This window comes from Enterobacter nematophilus (assembly GCF_026344075.1).
Classification (GTDB): domain Bacteria; phylum Pseudomonadota; class Gammaproteobacteria; order Enterobacterales; family Enterobacteriaceae; genus Enterobacter; species Enterobacter nematophilus.
On sequence record NZ_JAPKNE010000003.1, the window covers coordinates 556,897 to 580,693 of the forward strand.

The window sequence follows — 23,797 nt, forward strand, 5'->3', positions numbered from 1 at the left end:
TCACTCGCCCCTAAACGATAAAATGAATGTGCTTTTTGCCATGAAACGGCGAGATCTCAATTTTAGTTTTGACCCGGAAGACATCCCACAGCAACGACTCGGATAAGATGTCCTGCGGTGTTCCGGTCGCCACGATTTGCCCTTTCTGCATCACAATCAGCGAGTCGCAGAACATTGAGGCGTGGTTGAGATCGTGGATGGCGACAATGCTGGTGACGGGTAATTCGCTGATCAACTGCATCAGCTGCATCTGATGATGGATGTCCAGGTGGTTGGTCGGTTCATCCAGCAGGATTTCGGTTGGCGTTTGCGCCAGCGCGCGGGCAATATGCACCCGCTGACGCTCGCCGCCGGAGAGGCTCAGCCAGCCCTGCTCGCTGCGGTCCAGCATATCGACACGCTGCAGAGCCGCGGTGATGGTGTCGTCATCCTGCGCGCTCCAGTTGGAAAAAGGGGAGTGGTGCGGAATACGTCCAAGCTTGACCACGTCGCGCACGCGCATATTGGCGTCCGTCATGCCGTGCTGCTCAACGAACGCCACCCGGCGGGCAAGCTGCTTTTTGGCGATGCGGGAAATGTCCTGCCCGTCCAGGGTCACGCTGCCCGCATCCGGGCGACGCAGGCCTGCCAGAATGCGCAAAAGGGACGATTTGCCGCAGCCGTTAGGACCAAGCAGACCCACGGTTTCGCCCCGGGAAACCTTCAGCGAGACGTCATTGACGATAACTTTTTTGCCGACCTTCCAGGTAATATTTTCAGCGCAGATACTCATCACTTATTCCTTGAACGGTAGATAATCACGGCAAAGAAAGGCACGCCCACCAGCGCGGTGACGACGCCGACGGGCAGGCTCTGCGGCGCAATCAGCATCCGCGAGGCGATGTCGGCCAGCACCATCAGAATCGCCCCGGCCAGGGCGCTGGCAATCAGCAGCGTGCGGTGCAGCGGCCCGAACAGGAAGCGCATAACGTGCGGCACCACCAGCCCCACAAAGCCGATTGAGCCCGCCATGCTGACGATGGTGGCGGTGATCAGGGCCGTGGTGGTGAACAGGGCAAGGCGCACCCAGGGTACGGCAATGCCTAACGAGGCCGCGGCGTCATCGCCAAAGGTAAAGGCGTCCAGCGCCCGGGAATAGTAGAGGCAGACGGCAAGGCCCGCCAGCACGACAACCAGCGCCAGCTGGAATTCCGGCCAGCGCACGCCGCTAAAGCTGCCCAGCAGCCAGAACATCACGTCGCGCGCCTGCTGCGCGCTGGCGGAAGTGCTGATGGTGTAGGCGGTAATGGCGTTGAAAAGCTGAGATGCAGCAACGCCTGCCAGAATGGTGCGCTCATTGCCGCAGCGCGCACCGTTCGTCAGAAAGGCGACAAACGCAAAGGCGGCGAACGCCCCGGCAAACGCGCCCGCAGAGAGCGACACCGCGCCGGTGCCGATGCCCAGGACGACGACCGACACCGCCCCGGTTGAGGCCCCTGCCGACACGCCGAGCACGTAGGGTTCCGCCAGCGCATTCTTCAGCAGGCTTTGCAGCACGGCGCCGCAGATGGCTAAACCTGCCCCGCAGCATGCCGCCACCAGCGCGCGGCTCAGGCGAAAGTCCCAGATAACGCTTTCATAGATGCGGTTGAGCGGAACGTCGGTCAGCCCCAGCTTATTACCGATAGCGTAAAAGACGTTGGACAGCGGAATCGACAGCTCGCCGACGCTGACGCCAAGAGCAATTACCAGAAACAGCAGGACAACAGCAAGCAGAGCGGAAGTGGTCAGGATCAGGCCCTGGCGGGCCTGAAGTACGGCAACTGTCATCAGTTCAGCCCCAGCTTTCTGAGCTGTTCACCCACCTGTTCGGCACCGTAAATCGTACGAATCGTCGGGTTCATCGCCTGACCGTCCATCACCACGATATGGCCTTTTTTAACGGCATCAAGCTGGCTCACGGCCGGATCGCTTTTCAGGAATTTGATTTTCTCTTCCGCGTTATCCAGCGCCCAGCGGTTACGATCCAGGCTGGAGACCACAATCACGTCCGGGTTCGCGGCAATAATGCTTTCCCAGCCCACGGTCGGCCATTCAGTCTCGGACGTAATGGCGTTATGGCCGCCCATCAGGCTGGCGATAAACCCAGAGGGGCTATTTTTACCGCCTACGTAGGCGTCTGCAGAAGGGGATGAGCTGGAGAACCAGAAGACAAACGAAAGGTCTTTTTTATTCTTGCCGAATTCTTTGCGCAGGTCAGCCTCGCGTTTTTTGAAATCGGCAATGACGGCCTGGCCGCGATCTTCAACGTTAAAGATTTTGGCGAAATCCTCAATCTCTTTATAGAGATAGGTCATATCCCACAGCTTCTGGCGGCTGCCGTACATATCGCCGGTGGCTTTTTTGGTCGCGCACATGCCCGGTGACACATAGCTGTTCACGCCGAGGGTCATCAGGTCTTCGCGTTTTGCGACCTTACTTTCAGGCCCCAGCAGCAGCGGCGTCTGAGCGGGGACAAAGTCGGGATTTTGCGCAAGAACGGACTCAAGGGTAGGAATTTCGACAGTCAGGGTTTTGATTTTTGCGTTCTGTTCCGCCAGCTGCGGCAAGACTTTGGTCGGCCAGAAGGCGCTGGCTTTGACCTTATCTTCCAGCCCCAGCAGGAGCAAAATTTCTACGGTGTTCTGGCCCAGGGCCACGACGCGTTCCGGCGCTTTGGTGAATGTCTCTTTGTAGCCACAGTTTTCAATCGTCAGGGGATATGTGGTTGCCAGAGCAGAACTGACCGACGCAATCGCCAGGCCTAACGCGCAGATGACCTTCTTCATGAAACGCTACCCTTCATTAAAATTATTTTTGATGCAAATGAAACGCATTATTAAGGCGGAATTTTATACAGAGGAAACGATTTTGTGTCAATGAGGGACAATAACGCAGGGTGACGAAAGGCGATGCAGGAAAACACCGCCTGATGGGGGTTAAACCAGATTTTCTTTATCAATCCCGAGACGCTTCATGCGCGACAGCAGGGTGGTGCGTTTTAACCCCAACCGCTGGGCCGCCCCTTTCGGCCCGGCCACCACGCCGTTGGTCTCTTTCAGCACGCGCAGAATGAGCTGATATTCATCTTCTCCCTCTTTCGCGATTTCGGCTGCGGGTACGGCCACGTCAGGAAGGGCAATCTCCGGCAGGGAGAGCTGCAGCACGTTCCCGCGCGTCAGCAGCACCGCGCGCTCAATGACGTTTTCCAGCTCGCGCACGTTGCCCGGCCACTCCATCGACGAGAGGGTGCGCAGCGTCTCGGCGGGAATGCTGTCGATGTTTCGCCCCATCCGGCGCGCGATCTTGGCGGTAAAGGCTTTAACCAGCAGGGGGATATCTTCCGGGCGTTCGCGCAGCGGCGGCAGGCAGATCGGGAAGACGTTCAGGCGATAGTAGAGATCGCTTCTGAATTCGCGGTCGGCGACCATTTTTTTCAGGTCGCGGTTGGTGGCGGCGATCAGCCGCACGTCGGTCTGGATAAGCTTGTTGCTGCCGAGGCGCTCAAACTCCTGCTCCTGCAATACGCGCAGCAGCTTGGGCTGTAGCTCCAGCGGCATATCGCCCACTTCGTCGAGGAACAGCGAGCTTTTGTCTGCCAGCTCGAAACGCCCCAGGCGCTGGCTGCTGGCCCCGGTAAACGCGCCGCGCTCGTGGCCGAAGAGGTCGCTTTCCAGCAGACCCGCGGGCATCGCCGCGCAGTTCATCTTCACCATGCGCCGGCTGTTGCGGTTGCTCAGGTTGTGAATGGCGCGGGCAATCAGCTCTTTACCGGTGCCGGTTTCACCGAGGATCAGCACCGTGCTGTCGCTCTGGGCCACCATTTCCACCTGCTTGAGGACGCTGTACATGGCATCGCTGCGCCCGATGATTTCGCCAAACTCGCTGTCCACGTTGTTGAGCTGCTCGGTCAGGGCCAGGTTCTCGTCCACCAGCCGCTCTTTCAGGCGGTGGATCTCCTGATAGGCGAGGGCGTTATCCAGCGCGATGGAGATACGCTCGGCGATCTGGCGCAGCAGCTTCAGGTTGGCGGTGGTAAACACCGCTTCATCGCATTGCGCCAGTTTGAGCACCCCAAGCATGGTGCTGCCGGACATCAGCGGCAGCAGGCACAGGGTCTGAATTTTGTTGCCCCAGGTGTTAAACAGCATCCGCTCGTACGGCGCTACCGGGTCCTGCTCGCTGAGATTCAGCAGCAGGATCTCTTTGCTTTTAAACACCCGCTCAGAAAGGGTGCCCGCTTCGTCCACCTCGCTTTGCTCGTGCGCCGGGTTGGCCTCATCAAGATAGTGGGTGGAGTAGATGTTCAGCTTGCCTTTGCGGTTCCCGCGCAGCGCGATGCTGATGGCGTCGATCCTGAAATAGTGATGGATCTCCTTGGCGACTTCGCTGACCAGCTCGTCCATGTCGAGCCTTGAGAGTACGGCGTTGGTGATGGCGACCAGAATGCGGAAGTTGTCACGCTCGCGGCTCAGCAGGTCGTAATCAACGTTATTGGTGACGCGGCTTTGGATCTGCTCCGCGACGACGGCCACAATCTGGGTAAATGTGTGCAGACGCTCGTACTCCGCCTCGCTCCAGGGCTGGTCGGTATTACGTATAAACTCGCAGCCGCCAAAAATTTGGCCCTCCGCCGCCAGCGGCAGCATGCCGTAATGACCGAAAGGCTGATAGAGATTGCTCTCTGCCAGCCGAGGCCATGCCATCCGAAACTCTTCAAAATTGCAGTGCAGCACTTCAGGCCGGGAGAGAATGCGGCGCACCGGGCCGTGCGCGAGGTACGTTTCGTCTTCGTATTCAAACGTTTTGCCATTATCGCGCGTTGAGTAGTAGCTCGCGCGGTGCGTTCCGCTATGCCAGAGCACAATCGCCGCGCTGTCCGCCAGCGCTGATTGCCTGACCAGCCGCGTCAGGGCATCGCTCAGCGCGCCGAGATCGGGCTGTTGTAAAAGTGTGCGCGTGATGTCAAACAGGCCCTGCTGTCCAAGATCGCTCATCGGTGTATACGGCATTATTGCTTTCCAATAGAAACTGGCAAAAAAGAGACATTCACTGCTGACCGCTTATGGCGCGGTTCTAGCAAATTCGGGGTAACGGCTCAGCGTGCGGCAGATCCAGCGTGCGCTTCACGCCGTAAAGCCCGGCCAGGCGCACCCCTTTGCGCTCAACCACGTCGCCAATGATGGCCGCGTATTTCCCTAAGGGATGCGCTCTCAGCCGTTCAAGTACGGCTTCCGCAGCCGAACGTTCCACGCCGATCGCCAGCTTGCCCTCGTTGGCAAAGTTTAGCGGGTCAAGCCCTAAAAGCTCACACAGCCCCCGCACGGCAGGCTTAACGGGCAGGTCGCGCTCGATCAATTCAATCCCGCACCCGCTGCTTGCGGCGAACTCGTGGGCGACGGCATTCACCCCGCCTCGGGTGGCGTCGCGCAGGGCTTTGACGCCCGGCATGTCGCGCAGCGTCTGGATAAGCGGGGTGAGCACCGCGCAGTCGCTGCGAAGCTCGCCGTCCAGCCCTAAGCCTTCGCGCAGGTTAAGAATAGTCGCTCCGTGGCAGCCCAGCGTGCCGGTCACCAGCAGCACGTCGCCCGCGCTAAGGCGTTGCGCACCCCAGTGAACGTCGGCGGGGATCGCCCCCATTCCGGCGGTGTTGATGAAGAGCTTGTCGGCCGCGCCGCGCTGGACCACTTTGGTATCCCCGGTAACGATAGCGATACCCGCCTCGCGCGCGGTATGCGCCATGCTGTTCACCACCGCCGTGAGGGTTTCCATCGGCAGACCCTCTTCAAGGATAAACCCGCAGGAGAGATAGCGCGGAATGGCGCCGCTGACGGCCACGTCGTTGGCCGTGCCGCAGACGGCGAGCTTGCCGATATCGCCGCCCGGGAAGAACAGCGGGTCAATCACGTAGCTGTCGGTGGAGAACGCCAGCCGGTCGCCGTGTGCGGTGAGGGTTGAGAGCGCGATGCGCGCCTGATCCTCCTGCTCCGCGAGCCAGGGGTTATTAAAGGCCTCCATGAACAGCCGGTTAATCAGCTGCTGCATCGCCTGTCCACCGCTTCCGTGCGCCATTTCCACCGTGTTCATGCTTCACACTCCTGGTTGCGATACTGATACCACGCGGCGCATGCCCCTTCAGAGGAGACCATCAGCGCGCCAAACGCGGTTTGCGGGTTACAGGTGTTGCCAAATAGCGGGCAGTGATGAGGTTTGCATTTGCCGGTAAGCACCTCGCCGCAGCGTGCCCGGGGATCGTCGCACACCTGCTGCGGCTGCGGGCGGAAGTGCGCTTCGGCATCAAATTCGCGATAGGCAGGCGTCAGGCGCACGCCGGATTCGGCAATCAGCCCCAGCCCGCGCCACTCGCTGTCGCCCTCAACGCTAAACACGTCGGCTATCGCCTGCTGAGCCCGTTCATTTCCCGCATCGGGCACCACGCGGCGGTACTGGTTTTCCACCGCGCTCAGGGCCGCTATTTTCTGCTCAACCAGCATGGCCACGCCTTGCAGTAGATCAAGCGGTTCGAAACCAGCCACCACTAACGGACGATTGTACTGCTCAGCGATGAAACCGTAGGCGTCTGTGCCTATCACCATGCTGACGTGGCCTGGTGCCAGGAACGCGTCGATGCCGTTGTCCGGCTCTTCAAGCAGGCTGCGCAGCGTGGGAATGAGCGTAATATGCTGGCAGAAAAAGAAAAAGTTACCGACATCGCGCGCTTTCGCCTGCTGCAGCGTGATGGCCGTCGCGGGCATGGTGGTTTCAAAACCCAGCCCGAAAAAGACGACCTTGCGCTCAGGGTTGTCCATCGCCAGCGTCAGGGCATCCATCGGCGAGTAAACGATCCGCACGTCCGCGCCGCGCGCCTTTGCCTGCAGCAGCGAGCCGTTTTTCCCCGGCACGCGCATCGCGTCGCCAAAGGTGCAGAAAATGACGCCGGGCTGGCCGGCAATTTCAATACAGCTGTCGATGCGCCCCATCGGCAGGACGCACACCGGGCAGCCTGGGCCGTGGATAAACTCGATGTTCTCCGGCAGCAGCTGGTCGAGGCCAAACTTGAAGATGGCGTGCGTGTGCCCGCCGCACACCTCCATGATCCGCAGCGGCCTTTCGCTCGTGTAGTCCAGAAGCGCAGCGCGCGTTTTCAGATGCCCGATAAGCTGCATCACCTGTTCCGGCGCGCGGTATTCATCAACGTAACGCATAGGCTAGCGCTCCTCGCCGTACAGGAGCGCGCCCACGTCCGGCTCCACGTCAAACATGTTTTGCAGCGCGTCCAGCGTGTCGCGGGCTTCCGCTTCGTTAATCACGCTCATCGCAAACCCCACGTGGACCAGCACCCACTGGCCGAGGCGCGACGCGCCCGTCTCATCGGTGCTGCCCACCAGCGTCAGGTCCACGTCGCGCAGGATGCCGCAAATCTCCACTTTGGCTTGATTGCCGTCGAGGGAATGGATTTGTCCCGGTACGCCTATGCACATCGTTCGCTCTCCAGCCAGTCCAGCCAGGCGTCCATCCCGTCGCCGCGCGTGGCAGAAACCAGCAGGATGCGAATGTCCGGGTTCACCTCGCGGGCATACGCAAGGCACTTATCCACGTCGAAGTTCAGGTACGGCAGCAGGTCGACCTTGTTCAGCAGCATGAGGGAGGCGGCGGCGAACATGTGCGGGTACTTCAGCGGCTTGTCCTCCCCTTCGGTGACGGAGAGCACCGCCACCTTGTGCCGTTCGCCGAGGTCAAAGCTGGCCGGACACACCAGGTTGCCGACGTTTTCAATAAACAGGATGCCGTTATCCGCCAGCGGCAGGCGCGGGGCGGCGTCGGCAATCATCTGTGCGTCCAGGTGGCAGCCCTTGCCGGTGTTGACCTGAATCGCGGGCGTGCCGGTTTCGCGGATGCGCGCCGCGTCGTTAACGGTTTGCTGGTCGCCTTCGATAACCGCGCAGGAGACGCGTTCGTTCAGGCGCTTGAGCGTTTCGGTCAGCAGCGTGGTTTTGCCGGAGCCGGGGCTGGAGACCAGGTTCAGCACCAGCTGTTGACGCGCGGCAAAGCGGGCGCGGTTGCGGGCGGCGATCTGGTTATTTTTGTCCAGCACGTCGATCTCCACCTCCAGCATCTGGCGCTGGCTCATGCCCGGCGCGTGGGTGCCCGCTTCGCCGTGGCCGTAATGCAGATCGCCCGCGTCGGAACGCTGCGGCGCAAAGGTGATGCCGGTCAGGGCCGCCGCAGGACGCGGGGCAGGGGAAAAGGGCGCGGAGCGAAACGCGGAGTGGGGGCGGTGTTCGTCCCCTTCTATATAGAGGTTGCCTTCGGCGCAACCGCAGGTACTACACATACATTACTCCTTCTCGATTTCGAGGCGTTGGATCTGCATGCCGTCATCCGCCACGATGCGAAGACCCGTGCTCTGACACTGCGGGCAGCGCTGAACCTTTGATGAGAGCAGGGTGACGTACTGCTGGCACTGCTCGCACCAGCACTCCGCCTGCTGCTCGTCGATATGCAGCGCGCAGCCTTCCGCCAGCGTGCCGCGGCACACCAGCTCAAAACAAAAGGTCAGGGCGCTGGTCTCGACGCAGGAAAACGCCCCGACCTTCAGCCAGACGCCGGTGACGCGCTTCGCGTGGTTTTGCACTGCCTGCTGTTCGATAAGTTCCAGAGCCCGCTGGCAGAGGGTGATTTCGTGCATGACGCCTCCTCAATGATTTGCGCCAGTGAATGCAATAACGGTGCCAGCTTGATTTGCGTTACGGCGTGACGATGTCAACGCTGTCGAAATGACACGTCGACACGGCGGCGTTGACAGTGGTTTTTTCGATAAAAATTATTTAAATCAATGAATTAAAAACTGGCACGGAATCTGCTTAACAGCCGCTATCTCCATTAACCGGATACCTTCTATGACTATTTGGGAAATTAGCGAAAAAGCGGATTACATCGCGCAGCGCCACCAGCAGCTTCAGGATCAGTGGCACCTCTACTGCAACTCTCTGGTTCAGGGGATCACCCTGTCAAAAGCCCGTCTGCATCATGCGATGAGCTGTGCGGCGCAGGGGGATATGCGCTTTGTCCTGTTCGGTCATTTCACGGTCTTTGTGACCCTGGCAGACAGCTTTAACAGCCACACCATCGAGTACTACGTTGAGAATAAAGAGGGTGAAAAACAACGTATTGCGCAGGCGCAGCTGATGGCCGACGGCATGGTCGACGGCTACGTCAGCAACCGCGATCGCCAGCAGGTGCTTGAGCACTATCTGGAGAAAATCGCGCCGGTTTACAACGGTCTCTACGCCGCGGTTGAACACGACCTGCCGGTCGACCTGAAACAGCTGGTCGCGGGAAAGATTTCCGCAAACCCTGCCTGATAACCGAGTGTCGAAAAGTGTCGATGAGACAGTTTTTCGTCGTCAAAAATGACTATCACCTGAGGATTGCCCGGTGAACCGTTTTGTAATTGCTGACTCGACGGTCTGTATAGGCTGTCGAACCTGTGAGGCGGCGTGTTCGGAAACGCACCGCCTGCACGGGCTGCAGTCCATGCCGCGCCTGCGCGTCATGCGTAATGAAAAAGAGTCTGCCCCGCAGCTCTGCCACCACTGTGAAGATGCCCCTTGCGCGGGCGTGTGCCCGGTTAACGCCATCACCCGCGTCGATGGCGCGGTCCAGCTGAACGAAAGCCTGTGCGTTAGCTGCAAGCTGTGCGGCATCGCCTGCCCGTTCGGCGCGATTGAATTCTCCGGCAGCCGCCCGCTGCATATCCCGGCGAACGCCAATACCCCCAAAGCGCCGCCTGCACCACCCGCGCCGGCGAAGGTGAGCACGCTGCTGGACTGGGTGCCCGGCATCCGCGCTGTTGCGGTCAAGTGCGACCTGTGCAGCTTTGACGAACAGGGCCCGGCCTGCGTGCGGACCTGCCCGACCAAAGCGCTGATCCTGGTTAACATCCGCGATATCGCCCGCACCAGCAGGCGCAAGCGCGAGCTGACCATTAATACCGACGTCGGGGATCTTTCGCTTCTGCAGGCGCTTAACGAGGGGGCGAAATGAACGCGATATTTATGATTAACAGCGCCGTGGCGTACTTTGCCGCAGCCGCCGCGCTGGCGCTGGTGTTCTCTTTCCATAAAACCCTGAGCGGCTGGATAGCCGGTATCGGCGGGGCGGTCGGCAGCCTGATGACGCTGGCCGCGGGCGGCGTCGTCCTGCTCGGCGGACAATCCGTGGAAACACTCATGCCGCTGATTCGCCACACCGTGGCGATTACGCCGCTTAACGCCATCTGGCTGGTGACCTTTGGCCTGTGCGGGCTGTTTATCAGCCTGTTCAATATCGACTGGCACCGCCATCCGCAAACCAAAGCCAACGGCCTGCTGGTCAATCTGCTGATGGCGACGGCGGTCTGCACGGTTATCGCCAGCAACCTCGGCGCGCTGGTGGTAATGGCCGAAATCATGGCCCTGTGCGGCGTGTTCCTGACCGGCTGCAGCGCCTCCGGCAAGCTGTGGTTTGCGCTTGGGCGTCTCGGCACGCTGCTGCTGGCGCTGGCCTGCTGGCTGGTGTGGCAGCGTTTCGGCACCCTGGACTTTTCCGCGCTTAACGGCCAGACGCTGGGCAACGATGTCTGGCTGCTGGGCGTCGTCGGCTTTGGCCTGCTGGCCGGGATTATCCCGCTACACGGCTGGGTCCCGCAGGCGCATGCGAATGCCTCTGCGCCCGCCGCCGCGCTGTTTTCTACGGTGGTAATGAAGGTCGGTCTGTTCGGCATCCTGACGATTACCCTGACGGGCGGTCAGCCGCCGCTGTGGTGGGGCGTGGCGCTGCTGATTGCGGGGATGATTACCGCCTTTGTCGGCGGCCTGTACGCCCTGATGGAGCACAATATCCAGCGCCTGCTGGCGTACCACACCCTGGAAAATATCGGCATTATCCTGCTCGGCATCGGCGCGGGCGTCACCGGGCTGGCGCTTAACCAGCCGGCGCTGATTGCCGCCGGGTTTATCGGCGGTCTGTATCACCTCGTCAACCACAGCCTGTTCAAAAGCACCCTGTTCCTCGGCGCGGGCAGCGTCTGGTTCCGCACCGGCCACCGCGATATCGAAAAGCTCGGTGGGATTGGCAAAAAAATGCCGGTGATTTCACTCGCCATGCTGGTGGGGCTGATGGCGATGGCCGCGCTGCCGCCGCTGAACGGCTTTGCCGGGGAGTGGGTGATCTATCAGTCGTTCTTCGCGCTCGGCCAGAGCGACGCGTTTATCGCGCGCCTGTTAGGCCCGCTGCTGGCGGTTGGGCTGGCGATTACCGGGGCGCTGGCGGTGATGTGCATGGCGAAAGTCTACGGCGTCACCTTCCTCGGCGCACCGCGCACCCGTGAAGCGGAGAACGCCTGCTGCGCTCCGGTACTGATGTGTGCCAGCGTGGTCGCGCTGGCGCTGTGCTGCATTGGGGGCGGGGTGGCCGCGCCGTGGCTGCTGCCGCTGCTGGGCCACGCCGTTCCGCTGCCGCTTGCGACGGCGCATACCGTCGTTTCCCAGCCGATGATGGCGCTGCTGCTGATTGCCGCACCGCTGCTGCCGTTCGTGCTGATGCTGTTCTTTAAGCGCGACCGTCTCGCCTCCCGCTCGCGCGGCGCGGCGTGGGCCTGCGGCTACGAACACGAGCAGTCGATGGTCATCACCGCCCACGGTTTTGCCATGCCGGTGAAGGAGAACTTCGCCGCCGTGCTGAAGCTGCGCCACTGGCTGAACCCGCAGGGCTGGGTTCCCGGCTGGCAGAGCGCCGCCGCGCCCACTCTGTTCCGCCGTCTGGCGCTGATCGAGCTGGCGGTGCTGGTGGTAATTGTGATTTCACGAGGAGCCTGACATGAGTCTGTTTCTGGCAATTCTTCAGGCGCTGGCGCTGTTCGCCGCCGCGCCGCTGCTGTCGGGCATTACGCGCGTGGCGCGCGCCCGGATGCACAACCGTCGCGGGCCCGGCGTGCTCCAGGAGTACCGCGATCTCTTCAAGCTGCTCTCTCGCCAGAGCGTCGCCCCGGACGCCGCAGGCTGGGTCTTCCGCCTGACGCCGTTCGTGATGGTCGGCGTGATGCTCACCATCGCCACCGCGCTGCCGGTGGTGACGGTGGGCTCGCCGCTGCCGGCGCTTGGCGATCTGATTACGCTTATCTACCTCTTCGCCATCGCCCGCTTCTTCTTTGCGATTGCGGGCCTGGACACCGGCAGCCCGTTTACCGGCATCGGCGCCAGCCGCGAGGCGATGCTCGGCGTGCTGGTGGAGCCGATCCTGCTGCTGGGGCTGTGGGTGGCCGCGCAGGTGGCGGGCTCCACCCACATCAGCTTTATCACCGACACCGTTTACCACTGGCCGGTTTCACGCTCTATCCCGTTGATTCTGGCGCTCTGCGCCTGCGCGTTCGCCACCTTTATTGAGATGGGCAAACTGCCGTTTGACCTCGCGGAAGCGGAGCAGGAGCTGCAGGAAGGCCCGCTTACCGAGTACAGCGGCTACGGCTTCGCGGTGCTGAAGTGGGGCATCAGCCTCAAGCAGCTGGTGGTGCTGCAGATGTTTGTCGGCGTCTTCTTCCCGTGGGGGCAGATGACGCACTTCTCCGCGGGCGGTCTGGTGTTGGCCGTGGCGGTAGCTGCGCTCAAGCTGCTGGTCGGCGTGCTGGTGATAGCCCTGTTTGAAAACAGCATGGCGCGCCTGCGCTTTGTGGAAACGTCACGCATCACCTGGGCCGGTTTTGGTTTTGCATTTTTAGCGTTCGTCTCCTTGCTGGTGGCGTGATTAAAGAGAGTATTTATGTCTGAAGAAAAGAAAGGTCAGCAGTATCTCGCCGCGTTGCATCAGGCTTTCCCCGGCGTGGTGCTGGAGGAGTCCTGGCAAACCAAAGACCAGATCACCCTCACCGTGAAGGTGAACTACCTGCCGGAAGTGGTTGAGTTTCTCTATTACCAGCAGGGCGGCTGGCTGTCGGTGCTGTTCGGCAACGACGAGCGCCAGCTGTGCGGCAGCTACGCGGTGTACTACGTGATGTCGATGGAGCAGGGCGAGAAGTGCTGGATCACCGTGCGCGTCGAAGTCGACCCGGCTAAGCCGGAATACCCGTCCGTCACGCCGCGCGTGCCCGCCGCCGTCTGGGGCGAGCGCGAGGTGCGTGACATGTACGGCCTGGTGCCGGTCGGCCTGCCGGACGAGCGCCGCCTGGTGCTGCCGGACGACTGGCCGGACGAACTCTATCCGCTGCGCAAGGACAGCATGGACTACCGCCAGCGCCCGGCGCCGACCACCGACAGCGAAACCTACGAGTTCATCAACGAACTCGGCAGCAAGAAGAACAACGTGGTGCCGATCGGCCCGCTGCACGTCACCTCCGACGAACCGGGCCACTTCCGCCTGTTCGTCGATGGCGAGAACATCATCGACGCCGACTACCGTCTGTTTTACGTCCATCGCGGCATGGAAAAGCTGGCGGAAACCCGCATGGGCTACAACGAGGTGACGTTCCTCTCTGACCGCGTGTGCGGCATCTGCGGCTTCGCCCACAGCACCGCCTACACCACCTCGGTGGAGAACAGCATGGGGATCGTGGTGCCGGAGCGCGCGCAGATGATCCGCGCCATTCTGCTGGAAGTTGAACGCCTGCACTCGCACCTGCTGAACCTCGGCCTGGCCTGCCACTTCGTCGGCTTTGACTCCGGATTTATGCAGTTCTTCCGCGTGCGCGAAGCGTCGATGAAGATGGCGGAGATCCTCACCGGGGCGCGTAAAACCTACGGCCTGAACCTGATCGGCGGGATTCGCCGCGACCTGCTGAAGGACGACATGATCAAGACCCGCCAGCTGGCGCAGCAGATGCGCCGCGACGTGCAGGAGCTGGTGGACATGCTGCTCAGCACGCCAAACATCGAACAGCGCACCGTTGGAATTGGCCGCCTCGATCCGGAAATTGCCCGCGATTTCAGCAACGTCGGCCCGATGGTGCGCGCCAGCGGCCACGCCCGCGACACCCGCGCCGATCACCCGTTCGTCGGCTACGGCCTGCTGCCGATGACCGTGCACAGCGAGCAGGGCTGCGACGTCATCTCCCGCCTCAAGGTGCGCATCAACGAGGTGTTCACCGCGCTGAACATGATCGACTTTGGCCTTGATAACCTGCCGGGCGGTCCGCTGATGGTGGAGGGCTTCACCTACATCCCTAACCGCTTTGCCCTCGGCTTTGCCGAAGCGCCGCGCGGGGACGACATCCACTGGAGCATGACCGGCGACAACCAGAAGCTCTACCGCTGGCGCTGCCGCGCGGCCACCTACGCCAACTGGCCAACCCTGCGCTACATGCTGCGCGGCAACACCGTCTCTGACGCGCCGCTGATCATCGGCAGCCTCGACCCGTGCTACTCCTGCACCGACCGCATGACCGTGGTGGACGTGCGCAAGAAGAAAAGCCAGGTGGTGCCGTACAAAGAGCTTGAGCGCTACAGCATCGAGCGTAAGAACTCGCCGCTGAAATAAGGATTCGCCATGTTTACCTTTATCAAAAAAGTCATCAAAACCGGCGTGCAGACCAGCAGCTATCCGCTGGAGCCGATGCCGGTGGATAAAAACTTTCGCGGCAAGCCGGAGCACAATCCGCAGCAGTGCATCGGCTGCGCGGCCTGCGTCAACGCCTGCCCGTCGAACGCCTTAACGGTGGAAACGGATCTTAAAACCGGCGAGCTGGCCTGGCAGTTTAACCTCGGGCGCTGCATCTTCTGCGGCCGCTGCGAGGAGGTCTGCCCGACGGTGGCTATTCGCCTGTCGCAGGAGTACGAGCTGGCGGTCTGGAAGAAAGAGGACTTTTTGCAGCAGTCGCGTTTTGCCCTGTGCAATTGCCGCGTCTGCAAGCGTCCGTTCGCCGTGCAAAAAGAGATCGACTACGCCATCGCGCCGCTGCAGCACAACGGCGACGCCCGCGCGGAGCATCACCGCGAAAGCTTCGAAACCTGCCCGGAGTGCAAGCGCCAGAAGTGCCTGCTGCCGTCCGACCGCATTGATATTACCCGCCATATGAGAGAGGCCAGCTGATGGAAAACTTACTCGGCCCGCGCGACGACAACGGCATTCCGGTGCCGATGACGGTGGAGGAGTCTATCGCCAGCATGAAGGCGTCGCTGCTGAAAAAAATCAAACGCTCGGCCTACGTCTACCGCGTGGACTGCGGCGGCTGCAACGGCTGCGAGATCGAGATCTTCGCCACCCTGTCACCGCTGTTTGACGCCGAGCGCTTCGGCATCAAAGTGGTGCCGTCTCCGCGCCATGCGGACATTCTGCTGTTTACCGGGGCCGTCACCCGCGCCATGCGCTCGCCCGCGCTGCGCGCCTGGCAGTCTGCGCCGGACCCGAAAATTTGCATCTCGTACGGGGCCTGCGGCAACAGCGGCGGCATCTTCCACGACCTTTACTGCGTCTGGGGCGGCACCGACAAAATCGTGCCGGTGGACGTCTACATTCCAGGCTGCCCGCCAACGCCCGCCGCGACGCTGTACGGCTTTGCGATGGCGCTCGGCCTGCTGGAGCAGAAAATCCACGTCCGCGAGCCCGGCGAGCTGGACAACCAGCCGGCCGCCATTCTGCATCCGGACATGGTGCAGCCGCTGCGGGTGAAGGTCGACCGCACGGCGCGCAGGCTGGCGGGCTACCGCTACGGTCGCCAGATTGCCGACGATTACCTGCGCCTGCTGAGCCAGGGCGACCATCAGGTGGCACGCTGGCTGGAGGCGGAAAACGATCCGCGTCTCAATGAGATCGTGGCGAACCTGAACAGCATCGTCGATGAGGCGCGAATCCGATGAGTGAGACGGTGGTGTTCAGCCAGCTGAGCCGTAAGTTTATTGATGAGAACGACGCCACGCCGGATGCGGCGCAGCAGGTGGTCTACTACAGCCTGGCAATTGGGCACCATCTCGGGGTGATCGACTGCCTGGAGGCGGCGCTGAGCTGCCCGTGGCCTGAGTACCTGGCGTGGATCGCCACGCTGGAGGAGGGCAGCACGGCGCGGCGCAAGATGGAGGGCGTGCCGAAGTATGGCGAGATCGTTATCGACGCCAACCACATTGCGATGCTCGCCAACGCCTTTGACGCGGCGCTAAGCAGGCAAACCCCGGTGCAGCAGGCGTGGAGCAAAACGCTGCTTAGCATGCTGCACGATATTCATCAGGAGAACGCCATCTACCTGATGGTGAGGAGATTACGTGACTGACGTTTTACTGTGTGTCGGCAACAGCATGATGGGCGACGACGGCGCGGGCCCGCTGCTGGCAGAGATGTGCGCCGCGAACCCGCAGGGCGCCTGGGTGGTGATCGACGGTGGCAGCGCGCCGGAAAACGACGTGGTTGCCATTCGCGAACTGCGCCCGGACAGGCTGTTAATCGTCGATGCCACCGATATGGGGCTCAACCCCGGCGAGATCCGCCTGATTGACCCGGACGATATCGCCGAGATGTTTATGATGACCACCCACAATATGCCGCTCAACTATCTGGTGGATCAGATTAAAGACGACGTGGGCGAGGTGCTGTTTTTGGGCATTCAGCCGGACATCGTTGGGTTTTATTACCCGATGACGCCGCCGGTGAAAGAGGCTGTGGAAGTGGTCTATTCAAGGCTTGCGGAGTGGGTTGGCAATGGTGGATTTGAACCCCTCACCCCGGCCCTCTCCCCATAGGGGAGAGGGTGTGCTTTGTCCCCTCTCCCTTATGGGGAGAGGGTTAGGGAGAGGGGTTACGCCAGGTCCGCTCCGTTACTCGCAATCACCTTCTTATACCACCAGAACGACTTCTTGCGCTTTCGGTCCAGCGTGCCGTTGCCGGCGTCGTCCCGGTCAACGTAGACAAACCCGTAGCGCTTGCTCATCTCGCCCGTTGAGGCCGACACCAGGTCAATGCAGCCCCAGGTGGTGTAGCCCATCAGCGGCACGCCGTCCTCAATCGCGTCGCCCATCGCGCGGATATGCTCGCGCAGATAGCTGATGCGGTAGTCGTCGTTGATCACGCCGTTTTCATCAATGACGTCCTTCGCCCCCAGGCCGTTTTCCACCAGAAACAGCGGCTTCTGGTAGCGGTCGTACATCATGTTCATGGTGATGCGCAGGCCGAGCGGGTCGATGCCCCAGCCCCACTCGCTCACCTGAATGTGCGGGTTACGCAGGGACTTTACGATGTTCGCCGCGCTGGTGTTGCCCGCATTCATATCCGCCGACGCGCAGCGCGAGGCGTAATAGCTGAACGAGACAAAATCGACGGTGTTTTTCAGTAGTTCGTCGTCGCCAGGATCTTTCACAATGACCACGCCTTTCTCGCGGAACACGCGGGCAGAGTAGGCCGGATAGCTGCCGCGCGCCTGCACGTCGATAAAGAACAGGTTCTCGCGGTCTTTCTCCAGCGCCATCCACACGTCTTCCGGCTTGCAGGAGTAAGGGTAGAAGTTACCGCCCGCCAGCATGCAGCCGACCTGGTTTTCCGGGTTCACCTCGTGAGCGATTTTGGTCGCCAGCGCGCTTGCCACCAGCTCGTGGTGCGCGGCCTGGTATTTCACCTGATCCTCGTTTTCACCTTCCTCAAACACCAGCCCCGCGCCGGAGAACGGGCTGTGCAGCATGATGTTGATTTCGTTGAAGGTCAGCCAGTATTTCACCAGCCCGTTAAACTCCTCGAAGCAGGTACGGGCGTAGCGGGCGAAGAAATCGACCATCTTACGGTTGCGCCAGGAGCCGTATTCTGTGACCAGGTGCATCGGCACGTCGAAGTGGCAGAGCGTTACCAGCGGCTCGATGTTGTACTTTTTGCACTCCTCGAACACCGCGCGGTAGAAGGCAATGCCCTCTTTGTTAGGCAGCGGCTCGTCGCCGTTCGGATAGAGGCGGCTCCAGGCAATCGAGGTGCGGAACACCGTAAAGCCCATCTCCGCCATCAGGGCGATGTCTTCTTTATAGCGATGGTAAAAATCAATCGCCTCGTGGCTCGGGTAGAACTCGTCGTCACGCAGCGAAAAACGCTTTTCCTGACCGACCTTCACCGCCAGGCGATGCGCGCCGTGGGGGATCATATCGACCGTGGTCAGTCCCTTGCCGCCTTCACGGTAAGCACCTTCACTCTGGTTGGCGGCAAGCGCGCCGCCCCATAAAAATCCTTGTGGAAAAACAGACATTCTTACCTCGCTTTCAAATTATGCTTTTGCTGCGTTGTTCTGTACCGGTGCGGTGTGCAGGGCGCGCGCTTTTTCAGCCTCGTCTTCGACCGGGATATCCTCAAACCCTAAAAGCAGGGTCAGAACAAACGACAGCACTACCGCCAGCCCCATTACGCCAAACACCCAGACGATGGTCATCGGGTTGGCCGGGTCGAAGAACTGCACGCTGGTAAACAGCCCCGGCGCCGCCATCGAGTGGCTGGCAAGTCCGGCCATGCCGGCCACCGCGCCGCAGATAAAGCCGCTGATCAGGCTCGCAATCAGCGGACGTTTCAGGCGTACCGCTACGCCGTACAGCGCCGGTTCAGAGATCCCCGCCATGATGGCGGAGGCCGCCGCCGCCAGCGCCGTCTGGCGCAGCTCCGGGTTTTTCGTTTTCCACGCCACCGCCAGCGACGAGCCGCCGAGCGACAGGTTGGCGCCGATCTCTGACGGCATCACCATCCCTTCTTTGCCCGTTTCGGCAATGGTCTGAATGATGGTCGGCGTAAACACGCGGTGCATCCCGGTCATCACCAGCAGCGGCCACAGCGCGCCCATGATGGCGACGGAGAGCCAGCCCAGGTAGCCGTGGATGGTGTAGACCAGCGCGGAGATGGCGCTACCGATCCAGATGCCCAGCGGGCCAATCAGCACGATGGCGAGCGGGGCGGCAATCAGCACGATCAGCATCGGCTTGAGGAAGTTTTTGGTCACCGCCGGGGTGATGCGATCCACCCAGCGCTCGATGTACGACAGGCACCAGGTCATCACCAGCGCCGGGATGACGGTATAGGTGTATTTCACCGCCGTCACCGGAATAAAGGCGAACTCAACGTGCTCGCCCTGCGCGGCTTTCGCCATCAGCTCGATAAAGCTCGGGTGCACCAGCACCCCCGCGATGGCAATCGCCAGCGACATGTTGGTTTTAAACTTCACCGCCGCCGAGGCCGCCACCATCAGCGGCAGGAAGAAGAACGCGCCGTCGCCGATGACGGTCAGAATGGTGAGCGTCGGCGCGCCTTTTGGCAGTGCGCCGGTCATCTCAAGGATCATCGCCAGCAGCTTGACCATCGAACCGCCGATGATCGCCGGGATCAGCGGCGACATGGTGCCGATCAGCGCGTCGAGGATCCCGGCGCCAATGCGGCGTAACGTCAGCTTCTGCGGGCCTTCCGGGACAGCGGGCTGCAGGTCAACGGGCAGCAGGCTCACCACTTCGCGGTACGCCTGTGAAACCGTGTTGCCAATAATCACCTGGCACTGGTTGTCGTTACGCACCACGCCAAGCACGCCGCTGATGCCTTTCAGGCGCGCAACGTCGGTAAGATTTTCGTCTTTCAGAACGAAACGCAGTCGCGTCATGCAGTGGGTGACGGCGACGATGTTCTCTTTGCCGCCCAGCGCGCTGATAACGTCGTTTGCCAGCGCAGCGTAATTTTTGGCCATCGGATCTGTTCCTGTTATCGTTGTGTGAAATGTAGGAAACCGGTTCCACATAATCATCATGAGTTTCTTTTTCTGAAGCAAGACTGCTTTTTGGACATTTTTCCTTTTCGTGATGCAGATCGCAGTGGGGTATAGAAAGCGTGACGTCGTCGCTGCGACAATTTTTCCGCGGTGCAGTACACTGCCCGCATGAGTTTCGGATGGAAGAACAATATGACCACGATGCTGGAAGTGGCGAAGCGGGCAGGCGTTTCGAAAGCGACGGTGTCCCGGGTGTTGTCGGGCAACGGCTACGTTAGCCAGGAGACCAAAGACCGGGTTTTTCAGGCCATTGAAGAGAGCGGCTATCGCCCGAATTTGCTGGCGCGAAACCTGGCGACCAAACGCACCCAGACGCTTGGGCTGGTGGTGACCAACACCCTTTATCACGGCGTCTACTTTAGTGAACTGCTGTTTAACGCCGCGCGGATGACGGAAGAGAAAGGGCGGCAGCTGATTCTCGCCGACGGCAAGCATAGCGCCGATGAGGAACGTGAGGCGATCCAGTATCTGCTCGACATGCGCTGCGATGCGGTGATCATCTACCCGCGCTTTCTGAGCGTGGAAGAGCTGGACGAGCTGGTCGAGAAATGCGAGCAGCCGATTATGGTGCTTAACCGCCGCCTGCGGAAAAACAGCAGTCACAGCGTCTGGTCGGATCATAAAGCCTCGTGCCAGGACGCGGTGTCTCAGCTGATTGCGAAAGGGCACCGGGAGATTGCGTTCATCACCGGTTCGCTGGATTCTCCCACCGGGGTCGAGCGTCTTTCCGGTTACAGGGATGCGCTGGCGCAGCACGGCATTGCGGTGCGTGACGCGCTTATCGCCGAAGGGAAGTGGAACCCGGCCAGCGGTGCGGCGGCGGTTTCCGAACTGCTTGCTCGCGGTGAACGCTTTACCGCGCTGGTGGCGAGCAACGACGATATGGCGATCGGCGCCATCAAGCAGCTGCACGACAGCGGCGTCGCCACGCCGGACGCGGTGTCGGTCATCGGCTTTGACGACGTGGCTATCGCGCCCTACATCGTGCCGTCGCTCTCCAGCGTGCGTATTCCGGTAACCGAGATGATCCAGGAGATCGTCAGCCGCCTGATTTTCATGCTCGACGGCGGCGAGTTCAAATACCAGCAAACCTTCTCCGGCGAGCTTGTCCTGCGCGACTCCGTCACCGATGGCCCGCACCGCTGACGTCGACATCTGTCATCGTCACTAATGACGATGACAGAAACTCTGCTTTTCATTCTCCTTAAAAATCAGCGCGTTAAATATTGGCACGGTTTATGAATAGCTTCGCGCATAACAGTTATGCCGGAGAAGCAGATGAACCGTTTTATTATGGCCGATGCCAGCAAGTGCATTGGTTGCCGTACCTGTGAAGTGGCGTGCGTGGTTTCCCATCAGGCGGAGCAGGACTGCGCCTCTCTCACTCCCGACACCTTCCTGCCGCGCATTCACGTTATTAAAGGCGTGAATATTTCCACCGCCGCCATCTGTCGCCAGTGCGAAGACGCGCCGTGCGCGAACGTCTGCCCGAACGGGGCGATTAAGCGCGAGAAGGGCTTCGTGCACGTGATGCAGGAGCGCTGCATCGGCTGCAAAACCTGCGTGGTGGCGTGTCCGTATGGCGCGATGGAGGTGGTTGTCCGCCCGGTGGTGCGCAACAGCGGCATGGGGCTGAGCGTGCGGGCGGAGAAAGCCGAAGCCAATAAATGCGATCTTTGCTACCACCGCGAAGCCGGCCCGGCCTGTATGGAGGCCTGCCCGACGCACGCGCTGGTCTGCGTGGATCGTGACAAGCTTGAGCAGATGAGCGCCGAAAAACGCCGTCGTGCGGCGTTCGACACCTCGTCATCGCTGCTGTTTTAAGCTGCGATGAGCGTTAACGGCGTCCAGCTTCGGGTGCGCGGCAAAGTGCAGGGTGTGGGGTTTCGGCCCTTCGTCTGGCAGCTGGCGCACCGGCTGAAGCTTGTGGGCGATGTCTGCAACGACGGAGAGGGTGTCCTGGTGCGTCTCGCGGGTAATGGGGGGGACTTTACCGCGAGGCTGCGCCAGGACTGCCCGCCGCTGGCGCGCATCGATCGCGTTGAAACGCAGCCGTTCACCTGGCCGCACGTGCCGGAGGACTTTACCATCCGCCACAGCGAGCGCGGGGCGATGGATACGCAAATCGTGCCGGATGCCGCCACCTGTCCGGCGTGTCTGGCTGAAATGCGCGATCCCCGCGAGCGCCGCTACCGTTACCCCTTTATCAACTGCACCCACTGCGGGCCGCGGTTTACCATAATCCGCGCCATGCCCTACGACCGTCCGGCCACGTCGATGGCTGCATTCCCGCTCTGCGCGCCGTGCGAAACCGAGTACCGTAACCCGGCCGACCGCCGCTTCCACGCCCAGCCGGTGGCCTGCCCGGACTGCGGGCCTCAGCTGGAATGGCGAGCCGGAGATGCTGTTGCCACCCGCGAGCCGGCTTTACGCGCGGCGGTGGCGATGCTGAAAGGCGGCGGCATCGTCGCGGTTAAAGGGCTGGGCGGTTTCCACCTCGTTTGCGACGCGCTGGATCCGCAGGCGATACAGAAACTGCGGATGCGCAAGCAGCGCCCGACGAAGCCGCTGGCGGTGATGCTCCCGGATGCGGAAGATCTGCCGGAGGCGATACAGGCGCTGTTACGCTCGCCCGCGGCACCGATCGTGCTGACGCCAAAAGCCTCGCTTCCCGCGTTCCCTGAGGAAATTGCGCCGGGGCTCGACTGCGTTGGCGTAATGCTGCCCGCGAACCCGCTCCAGCATCTTCTGCTGATGGACTGCCGACGCCCGCTGGTGATGACCTCCGGCAACCTCAGCGGCAGACCGCCCGCCGTCACCAACGCGCAGGCGCTGGAAGAGCTCGGCGGCATTGCGGACGGCTTCCTGCTGCACAACCGCGACATCCTGCAACGCATGGACGATTCCGTGATGGATCGGGATGGCGCTATCCTGCGTCGCGCCCGCGGCTTTGTGCCCGATGCCGTCACGTTGCCCGCTGGTTTTGAGAATATCCCCGCCATGCTGTGCACCGGTGCAGAGATGAAAAACACCTTCTGCCTGGTGCGCGGGAACCAGGCGGTGCTGAGCCAGCACTTTGGCGATCTCAGCGACGAGGGGGTAGAAGCTCAGTGGCGCAGCGCGCTCTCGACGATGCAGGACATGTATGCCTTTCAGCCGGAGCGCGCGGTGTGCGATGCCCATCCGGCGTATCACGCCCGCCGGTGGGCGCAGGAGCAGGCGCTGCCCGTTGAAACCGTGCTGCATCATCACGCTCACGCGGCGGCGTGCCTGGCGGAGAACGGCTGGCCGCTCGACGGCGGAGACGCTATCGCCCTGACGCTGGACGGGATCGGCATGGGCGAGAACGGCGCGCTGTGGGGCGGAGAGTGCCTGCGGGTGAACTATCTCGACTGCGAACGGCTTGGCGGCCTGCCTGCCGTTGCGCTGCCGGGGGGCGATCTGGCGGCGCGGCAGCCGTGGCGTAATCTCCTCGCCCACTGCCTGGCGTTTGTCCCGGACTGGCAACGCCACCCGGAAACGCGAGCGGTTCAGCGCCACAGCTGGCCGCTGCTGGCAACGGCGATCCAGCGTGGCATCAATGCGCCGCAGGCCTCGTCCTGTGGTCGCCTGTTTGACGCCGTTGCCTGCGCGCTGGGCATCGACGCGCAGCGCTACGAAGGCGAGGCTGCGTGCAGGCTGGAGGCGCTGGCATCGCAGTGCGCGGGCGTTGACCATCCGGTGATACTGGAAGCGGATAACCTTGCGCTGTTCTGGCAGCGGTGGCTGAACTGGCAGGCGGAGCCCTGCGAGCGCGCGTGGGCGTTTCACGACGCGCTGGCAAAAGGGCTGGCCCAGCTCGCCGCGAGCCATGCCCGACGCTTATCGATTTCGACAATCTGCCTCAGCGGCGGCGTGCTGCACAACCGCCTGCTGCGCGCGCGCCTGCGTCATTATCTTTCTGATTTTAGGCTTCTTTTTCCTTCGCGCCTGCCCGCAGGCGACGGAGCGATCTCCTTCGGGCAGGCGGTGGTCGCCGCTGCCCGGTCATGTTCAAAAAGGATTTAA

At 61.5% G+C, this 23,797-nt stretch carries 23 protein-coding genes; 12 read left to right on the forward strand and 11 right to left on the reverse strand.

What is annotated here, in order from left to right; all coding sequences use genetic code 11:
- Positions 1-10 precede the first annotated feature (10 nt).
- The 9 genes from eitC to hypA all read right to left on the reverse strand — a co-directional run bounded on the left by eitC (position 11) and on the right by hypA (position 8,707).
- Entirely contained in the window at positions 11-772 is a 762-nt protein-coding gene (eitC, locus tag OSH03_RS12340) for a siderophore ABC transporter ATP-binding protein EitC (RefSeq protein ID WP_266179180.1), read from the reverse strand.
- A complete protein-coding gene (locus OSH03_RS12345) occupies positions 772-1,809 on the reverse strand; it encodes a FecCD family ABC transporter permease (protein WP_266179181.1) in 1,038 nt (345 codons plus the stop codon). Before OSH03_RS12345 ends, eitC begins: the two co-directional genes overlap by 1 nt.
- Positions 1,809-2,807 carry a siderophore ABC transporter substrate-binding protein EitA gene (eitA, locus tag OSH03_RS12350; RefSeq protein WP_061097256.1) on the reverse strand — a complete coding sequence of 333 codons (999 nt, stop codon included), beginning with the start codon at positions 2,805-2,807 and terminating at the stop codon, positions 1,809-1,811. Before eitA ends, OSH03_RS12345 begins: the two co-directional genes overlap by 1 nt.
- Positions 2,808-2,957: 150 nt before the next feature.
- Positions 2,958-5,030, reverse strand: a complete 2,073-nt coding sequence (flhA, locus tag OSH03_RS12355; RefSeq protein ID WP_061097257.1) for a formate hydrogenlyase transcriptional activator FlhA — start codon at positions 5,028-5,030, stop codon at positions 2,958-2,960.
- Between the two features lie 64 nt (positions 5,031-5,094).
- Positions 5,095-6,105, reverse strand: coding sequence for a hydrogenase expression/formation protein HypE (hypE, locus tag OSH03_RS12360; protein ID WP_266179182.1), 1,011 nt, complete (start codon positions 6,103-6,105; stop codon positions 5,095-5,097).
- Positions 6,102-7,223, reverse strand: a complete 1,122-nt coding sequence (hypD, locus tag OSH03_RS12365; protein ID WP_266179183.1) for a hydrogenase formation protein HypD — start codon at positions 7,221-7,223, stop codon at positions 6,102-6,104. The genes hypE and hypD overlap by 4 nt, the downstream gene beginning before the upstream one ends.
- A 3-nt stretch (positions 7,224-7,226) precedes the next feature.
- Positions 7,227-7,499 carry a HypC/HybG/HupF family hydrogenase formation chaperone gene (locus tag OSH03_RS12370; protein ID WP_266179184.1) on the reverse strand — a complete coding sequence of 91 codons (273 nt, stop codon included), beginning with the start codon at positions 7,497-7,499 and terminating at the stop codon, positions 7,227-7,229.
- Positions 7,490-8,353, reverse strand: a complete 864-nt coding sequence (gene hypB / locus OSH03_RS12375; protein ID WP_266179185.1) for a hydrogenase nickel incorporation protein HypB — start codon at positions 8,351-8,353, stop codon at positions 7,490-7,492. Before hypB ends, OSH03_RS12370 begins: the two co-directional genes overlap by 10 nt.
- 3 nt (positions 8,354-8,356) lie before the next feature.
- On the reverse strand, positions 8,357-8,707 hold the full coding sequence (gene hypA, locus OSH03_RS12380; RefSeq protein WP_080330160.1) for a hydrogenase maturation nickel metallochaperone HypA: 351 nt from the start codon (positions 8,705-8,707) through the stop codon (positions 8,357-8,359).
- 211 nt (positions 8,708-8,918) lie between these two features.
- Between hypA and hycA the strand changes: the two genes are divergently transcribed.
- From hycA to hycI, 9 genes are all read left to right on the forward strand, one after another.
- On the forward strand, positions 8,919-9,383 hold the full coding sequence (gene hycA, locus OSH03_RS12385; protein WP_151412406.1) for a formate hydrogenlyase regulator HycA: 465 nt from the start codon (positions 8,919-8,921) through the stop codon (positions 9,381-9,383).
- A 73-nt stretch (positions 9,384-9,456) separates the two neighbouring features.
- On the forward strand, positions 9,457-10,065 hold the full coding sequence (locus tag OSH03_RS12390) for a 4Fe-4S binding protein (RefSeq protein ID WP_151412407.1): 609 nt from the start codon (positions 9,457-9,459) through the stop codon (positions 10,063-10,065).
- Entirely contained in the window at positions 10,062-11,876 is a 1,815-nt protein-coding gene (hycC, locus tag OSH03_RS12395; protein ID WP_266179186.1) for a formate hydrogenlyase subunit 3, read from the forward strand. The genes OSH03_RS12390 and hycC overlap by 4 nt, the downstream gene beginning before the upstream one ends.
- 1 nt (position 11,877) lies before the next feature.
- Positions 11,878-12,801 carry a respiratory chain complex I subunit 1 family protein gene (locus OSH03_RS12400; protein WP_266179187.1) on the forward strand — a complete coding sequence of 308 codons (924 nt, stop codon included), beginning with the start codon at positions 11,878-11,880 and terminating at the stop codon, positions 12,799-12,801.
- Between the two features lie 15 nt (positions 12,802-12,816).
- Entirely contained in the window at positions 12,817-14,526 is a 1,710-nt protein-coding gene (hycE, locus tag OSH03_RS12405) for a formate hydrogenlyase subunit HycE (RefSeq protein ID WP_266179188.1), read from the forward strand.
- A gap of 9 nt (positions 14,527-14,535) precedes the next feature.
- Complete coding sequence (locus OSH03_RS12410; RefSeq protein ID WP_266179189.1) at positions 14,536-15,078, forward strand: formate hydrogenlyase complex iron-sulfur subunit; 543 nt, start codon at positions 14,536-14,538, stop codon at positions 15,076-15,078.
- Positions 15,078-15,845, forward strand: a complete 768-nt coding sequence (locus tag OSH03_RS12415) for an NADH-quinone oxidoreductase subunit B family protein (RefSeq protein ID WP_266179190.1) — start codon at positions 15,078-15,080, stop codon at positions 15,843-15,845. Before OSH03_RS12410 ends, OSH03_RS12415 begins: the two co-directional genes overlap by 1 nt.
- Positions 15,842-16,252 (forward strand): formate hydrogenlyase maturation HycH family protein, encoded by a 411-nt coding sequence (locus OSH03_RS12420; RefSeq protein ID WP_266179191.1) that lies wholly within the window; start codon positions 15,842-15,844, stop codon positions 16,250-16,252. The genes OSH03_RS12415 and OSH03_RS12420 overlap by 4 nt, the downstream gene beginning before the upstream one ends.
- Positions 16,245-16,718: a hydrogenase maturation peptidase HycI gene (gene hycI, locus OSH03_RS12425; protein ID WP_266179192.1), complete on the forward strand. Its 474-nt coding sequence runs from the start codon at positions 16,245-16,247 to the stop codon at positions 16,716-16,718. Before OSH03_RS12420 ends, hycI begins: the two co-directional genes overlap by 8 nt.
- Before the next feature lie 56 nt (positions 16,719-16,774).
- On the opposite strand, the gene OSH03_RS12430 is transcribed toward hycI, so the two are convergent.
- Positions 16,775-18,199, reverse strand: a complete 1,425-nt coding sequence (locus tag OSH03_RS12430; protein WP_266179193.1) for a 6-phospho-beta-glucosidase — start codon at positions 18,197-18,199, stop codon at positions 16,775-16,777.
- A gap of 18 nt (positions 18,200-18,217) precedes the next feature.
- On the reverse strand, positions 18,218-19,669 hold the full coding sequence (gene ascF, locus OSH03_RS12435) for a PTS cellobiose/arbutin/salicin transporter subunit IIBC (protein WP_266179194.1): 1,452 nt from the start codon (positions 19,667-19,669) through the stop codon (positions 18,218-18,220).
- 213 nt (positions 19,670-19,882) lie between these two features.
- Between ascF and OSH03_RS12440 the strand changes: the two genes are divergently transcribed.
- The 3 genes from OSH03_RS12440 (at position 19,883) to hypF (ending at position 23,797) form a co-directional block, all read left to right on the forward strand.
- Positions 19,883-20,896: a LacI family DNA-binding transcriptional regulator gene (locus OSH03_RS12440; protein WP_253543158.1), complete on the forward strand. Its 1,014-nt coding sequence runs from the start codon at positions 19,883-19,885 to the stop codon at positions 20,894-20,896.
- Between the two features lie 132 nt (positions 20,897-21,028).
- On the forward strand, positions 21,029-21,574 hold the full coding sequence (hydN, locus tag OSH03_RS12445; RefSeq protein WP_008499565.1) for an electron transport protein HydN: 546 nt from the start codon (positions 21,029-21,031) through the stop codon (positions 21,572-21,574).
- Between the two features lie 6 nt (positions 21,575-21,580).
- Positions 21,581-23,797, forward strand: a complete 2,217-nt coding sequence (hypF, locus tag OSH03_RS12450; protein WP_266179195.1) for a carbamoyltransferase HypF — start codon at positions 21,581-21,583, stop codon at positions 23,795-23,797.

What these genes read in the sequence shown, in the direction of transcription:
- hypF (WP_266179195.1), top strand. Translation starts at nt 21,581, where the DNA reads ATGAGCGTTAACGGCGTCCAGCTTCGGGTGCGCGGCAAAGTGCAGGGT.
- hypE (WP_266179182.1), bottom strand. Translation starts at nt 6,105, where the DNA reads ATGAACACGGTGGAAATGGCGCACGGAAGCGGTGGACAGGCGATGCAG.
- hydN (WP_008499565.1), top strand. Translation starts at nt 21,029, where the DNA reads ATGAACCGTTTTATTATGGCCGATGCCAGCAAGTGCATTGGTTGCCGT.
- hycE (WP_266179188.1), top strand. Translation starts at nt 12,817, where the DNA reads ATGTCTGAAGAAAAGAAAGGTCAGCAGTATCTCGCCGCGTTGCATCAG.
- eitC (WP_266179180.1), bottom strand. Translation starts at nt 772, where the DNA reads ATGAGTATCTGCGCTGAAAATATTACCTGGAAGGTCGGCAAAAAAGTT.
- flhA (WP_061097257.1), bottom strand. Translation starts at nt 5,030, where the DNA reads ATGCCGTATACACCGATGAGCGATCTTGGACAGCAGGGCCTGTTTGAC.
- hypA (WP_080330160.1), bottom strand. Translation starts at nt 8,707, where the DNA reads ATGCACGAAATCACCCTCTGCCAGCGGGCTCTGGAACTTATCGAACAG.
- hycA (WP_151412406.1), top strand. Translation starts at nt 8,919, where the DNA reads ATGACTATTTGGGAAATTAGCGAAAAAGCGGATTACATCGCGCAGCGC.
- OSH03_RS12370 (WP_266179184.1), bottom strand. Translation starts at nt 7,499, where the DNA reads ATGTGCATAGGCGTACCGGGACAAATCCATTCCCTCGACGGCAATCAA.
- hypB (WP_266179185.1), bottom strand. Translation starts at nt 8,353, where the DNA reads ATGTGTAGTACCTGCGGTTGCGCCGAAGGCAACCTCTATATAGAAGGG.
- OSH03_RS12410 (WP_266179189.1), top strand. Translation starts at nt 14,536, where the DNA reads ATGTTTACCTTTATCAAAAAAGTCATCAAAACCGGCGTGCAGACCAGC.
- ascF (WP_266179194.1), bottom strand. Translation starts at nt 19,669, where the DNA reads ATGGCCAAAAATTACGCTGCGCTGGCAAACGACGTTATCAGCGCGCTG.
- OSH03_RS12345 (WP_266179181.1), bottom strand. Translation starts at nt 1,809, where the DNA reads ATGACAGTTGCCGTACTTCAGGCCCGCCAGGGCCTGATCCTGACCACT.
- hycC (WP_266179186.1), top strand. Translation starts at nt 10,062, where the DNA reads ATGAACGCGATATTTATGATTAACAGCGCCGTGGCGTACTTTGCCGCA.
- hypD (WP_266179183.1), bottom strand. Translation starts at nt 7,223, where the DNA reads ATGCGTTACGTTGATGAATACCGCGCGCCGGAACAGGTGATGCAGCTT.
- eitA (WP_061097256.1), bottom strand. Translation starts at nt 2,807, where the DNA reads ATGAAGAAGGTCATCTGCGCGTTAGGCCTGGCGATTGCGTCGGTCAGT.
- OSH03_RS12415 (WP_266179190.1), top strand. Translation starts at nt 15,078, where the DNA reads ATGGAAAACTTACTCGGCCCGCGCGACGACAACGGCATTCCGGTGCCG.
- OSH03_RS12440 (WP_253543158.1), top strand. Translation starts at nt 19,883, where the DNA reads ATGACCACGATGCTGGAAGTGGCGAAGCGGGCAGGCGTTTCGAAAGCG.
- OSH03_RS12400 (WP_266179187.1), top strand. Translation starts at nt 11,878, where the DNA reads ATGAGTCTGTTTCTGGCAATTCTTCAGGCGCTGGCGCTGTTCGCCGCC.
- OSH03_RS12430 (WP_266179193.1), bottom strand. Translation starts at nt 18,199, where the DNA reads ATGTCTGTTTTTCCACAAGGATTTTTATGGGGCGGCGCGCTTGCCGCC.
- OSH03_RS12420 (WP_266179191.1), top strand. Translation starts at nt 15,842, where the DNA reads ATGAGTGAGACGGTGGTGTTCAGCCAGCTGAGCCGTAAGTTTATTGAT.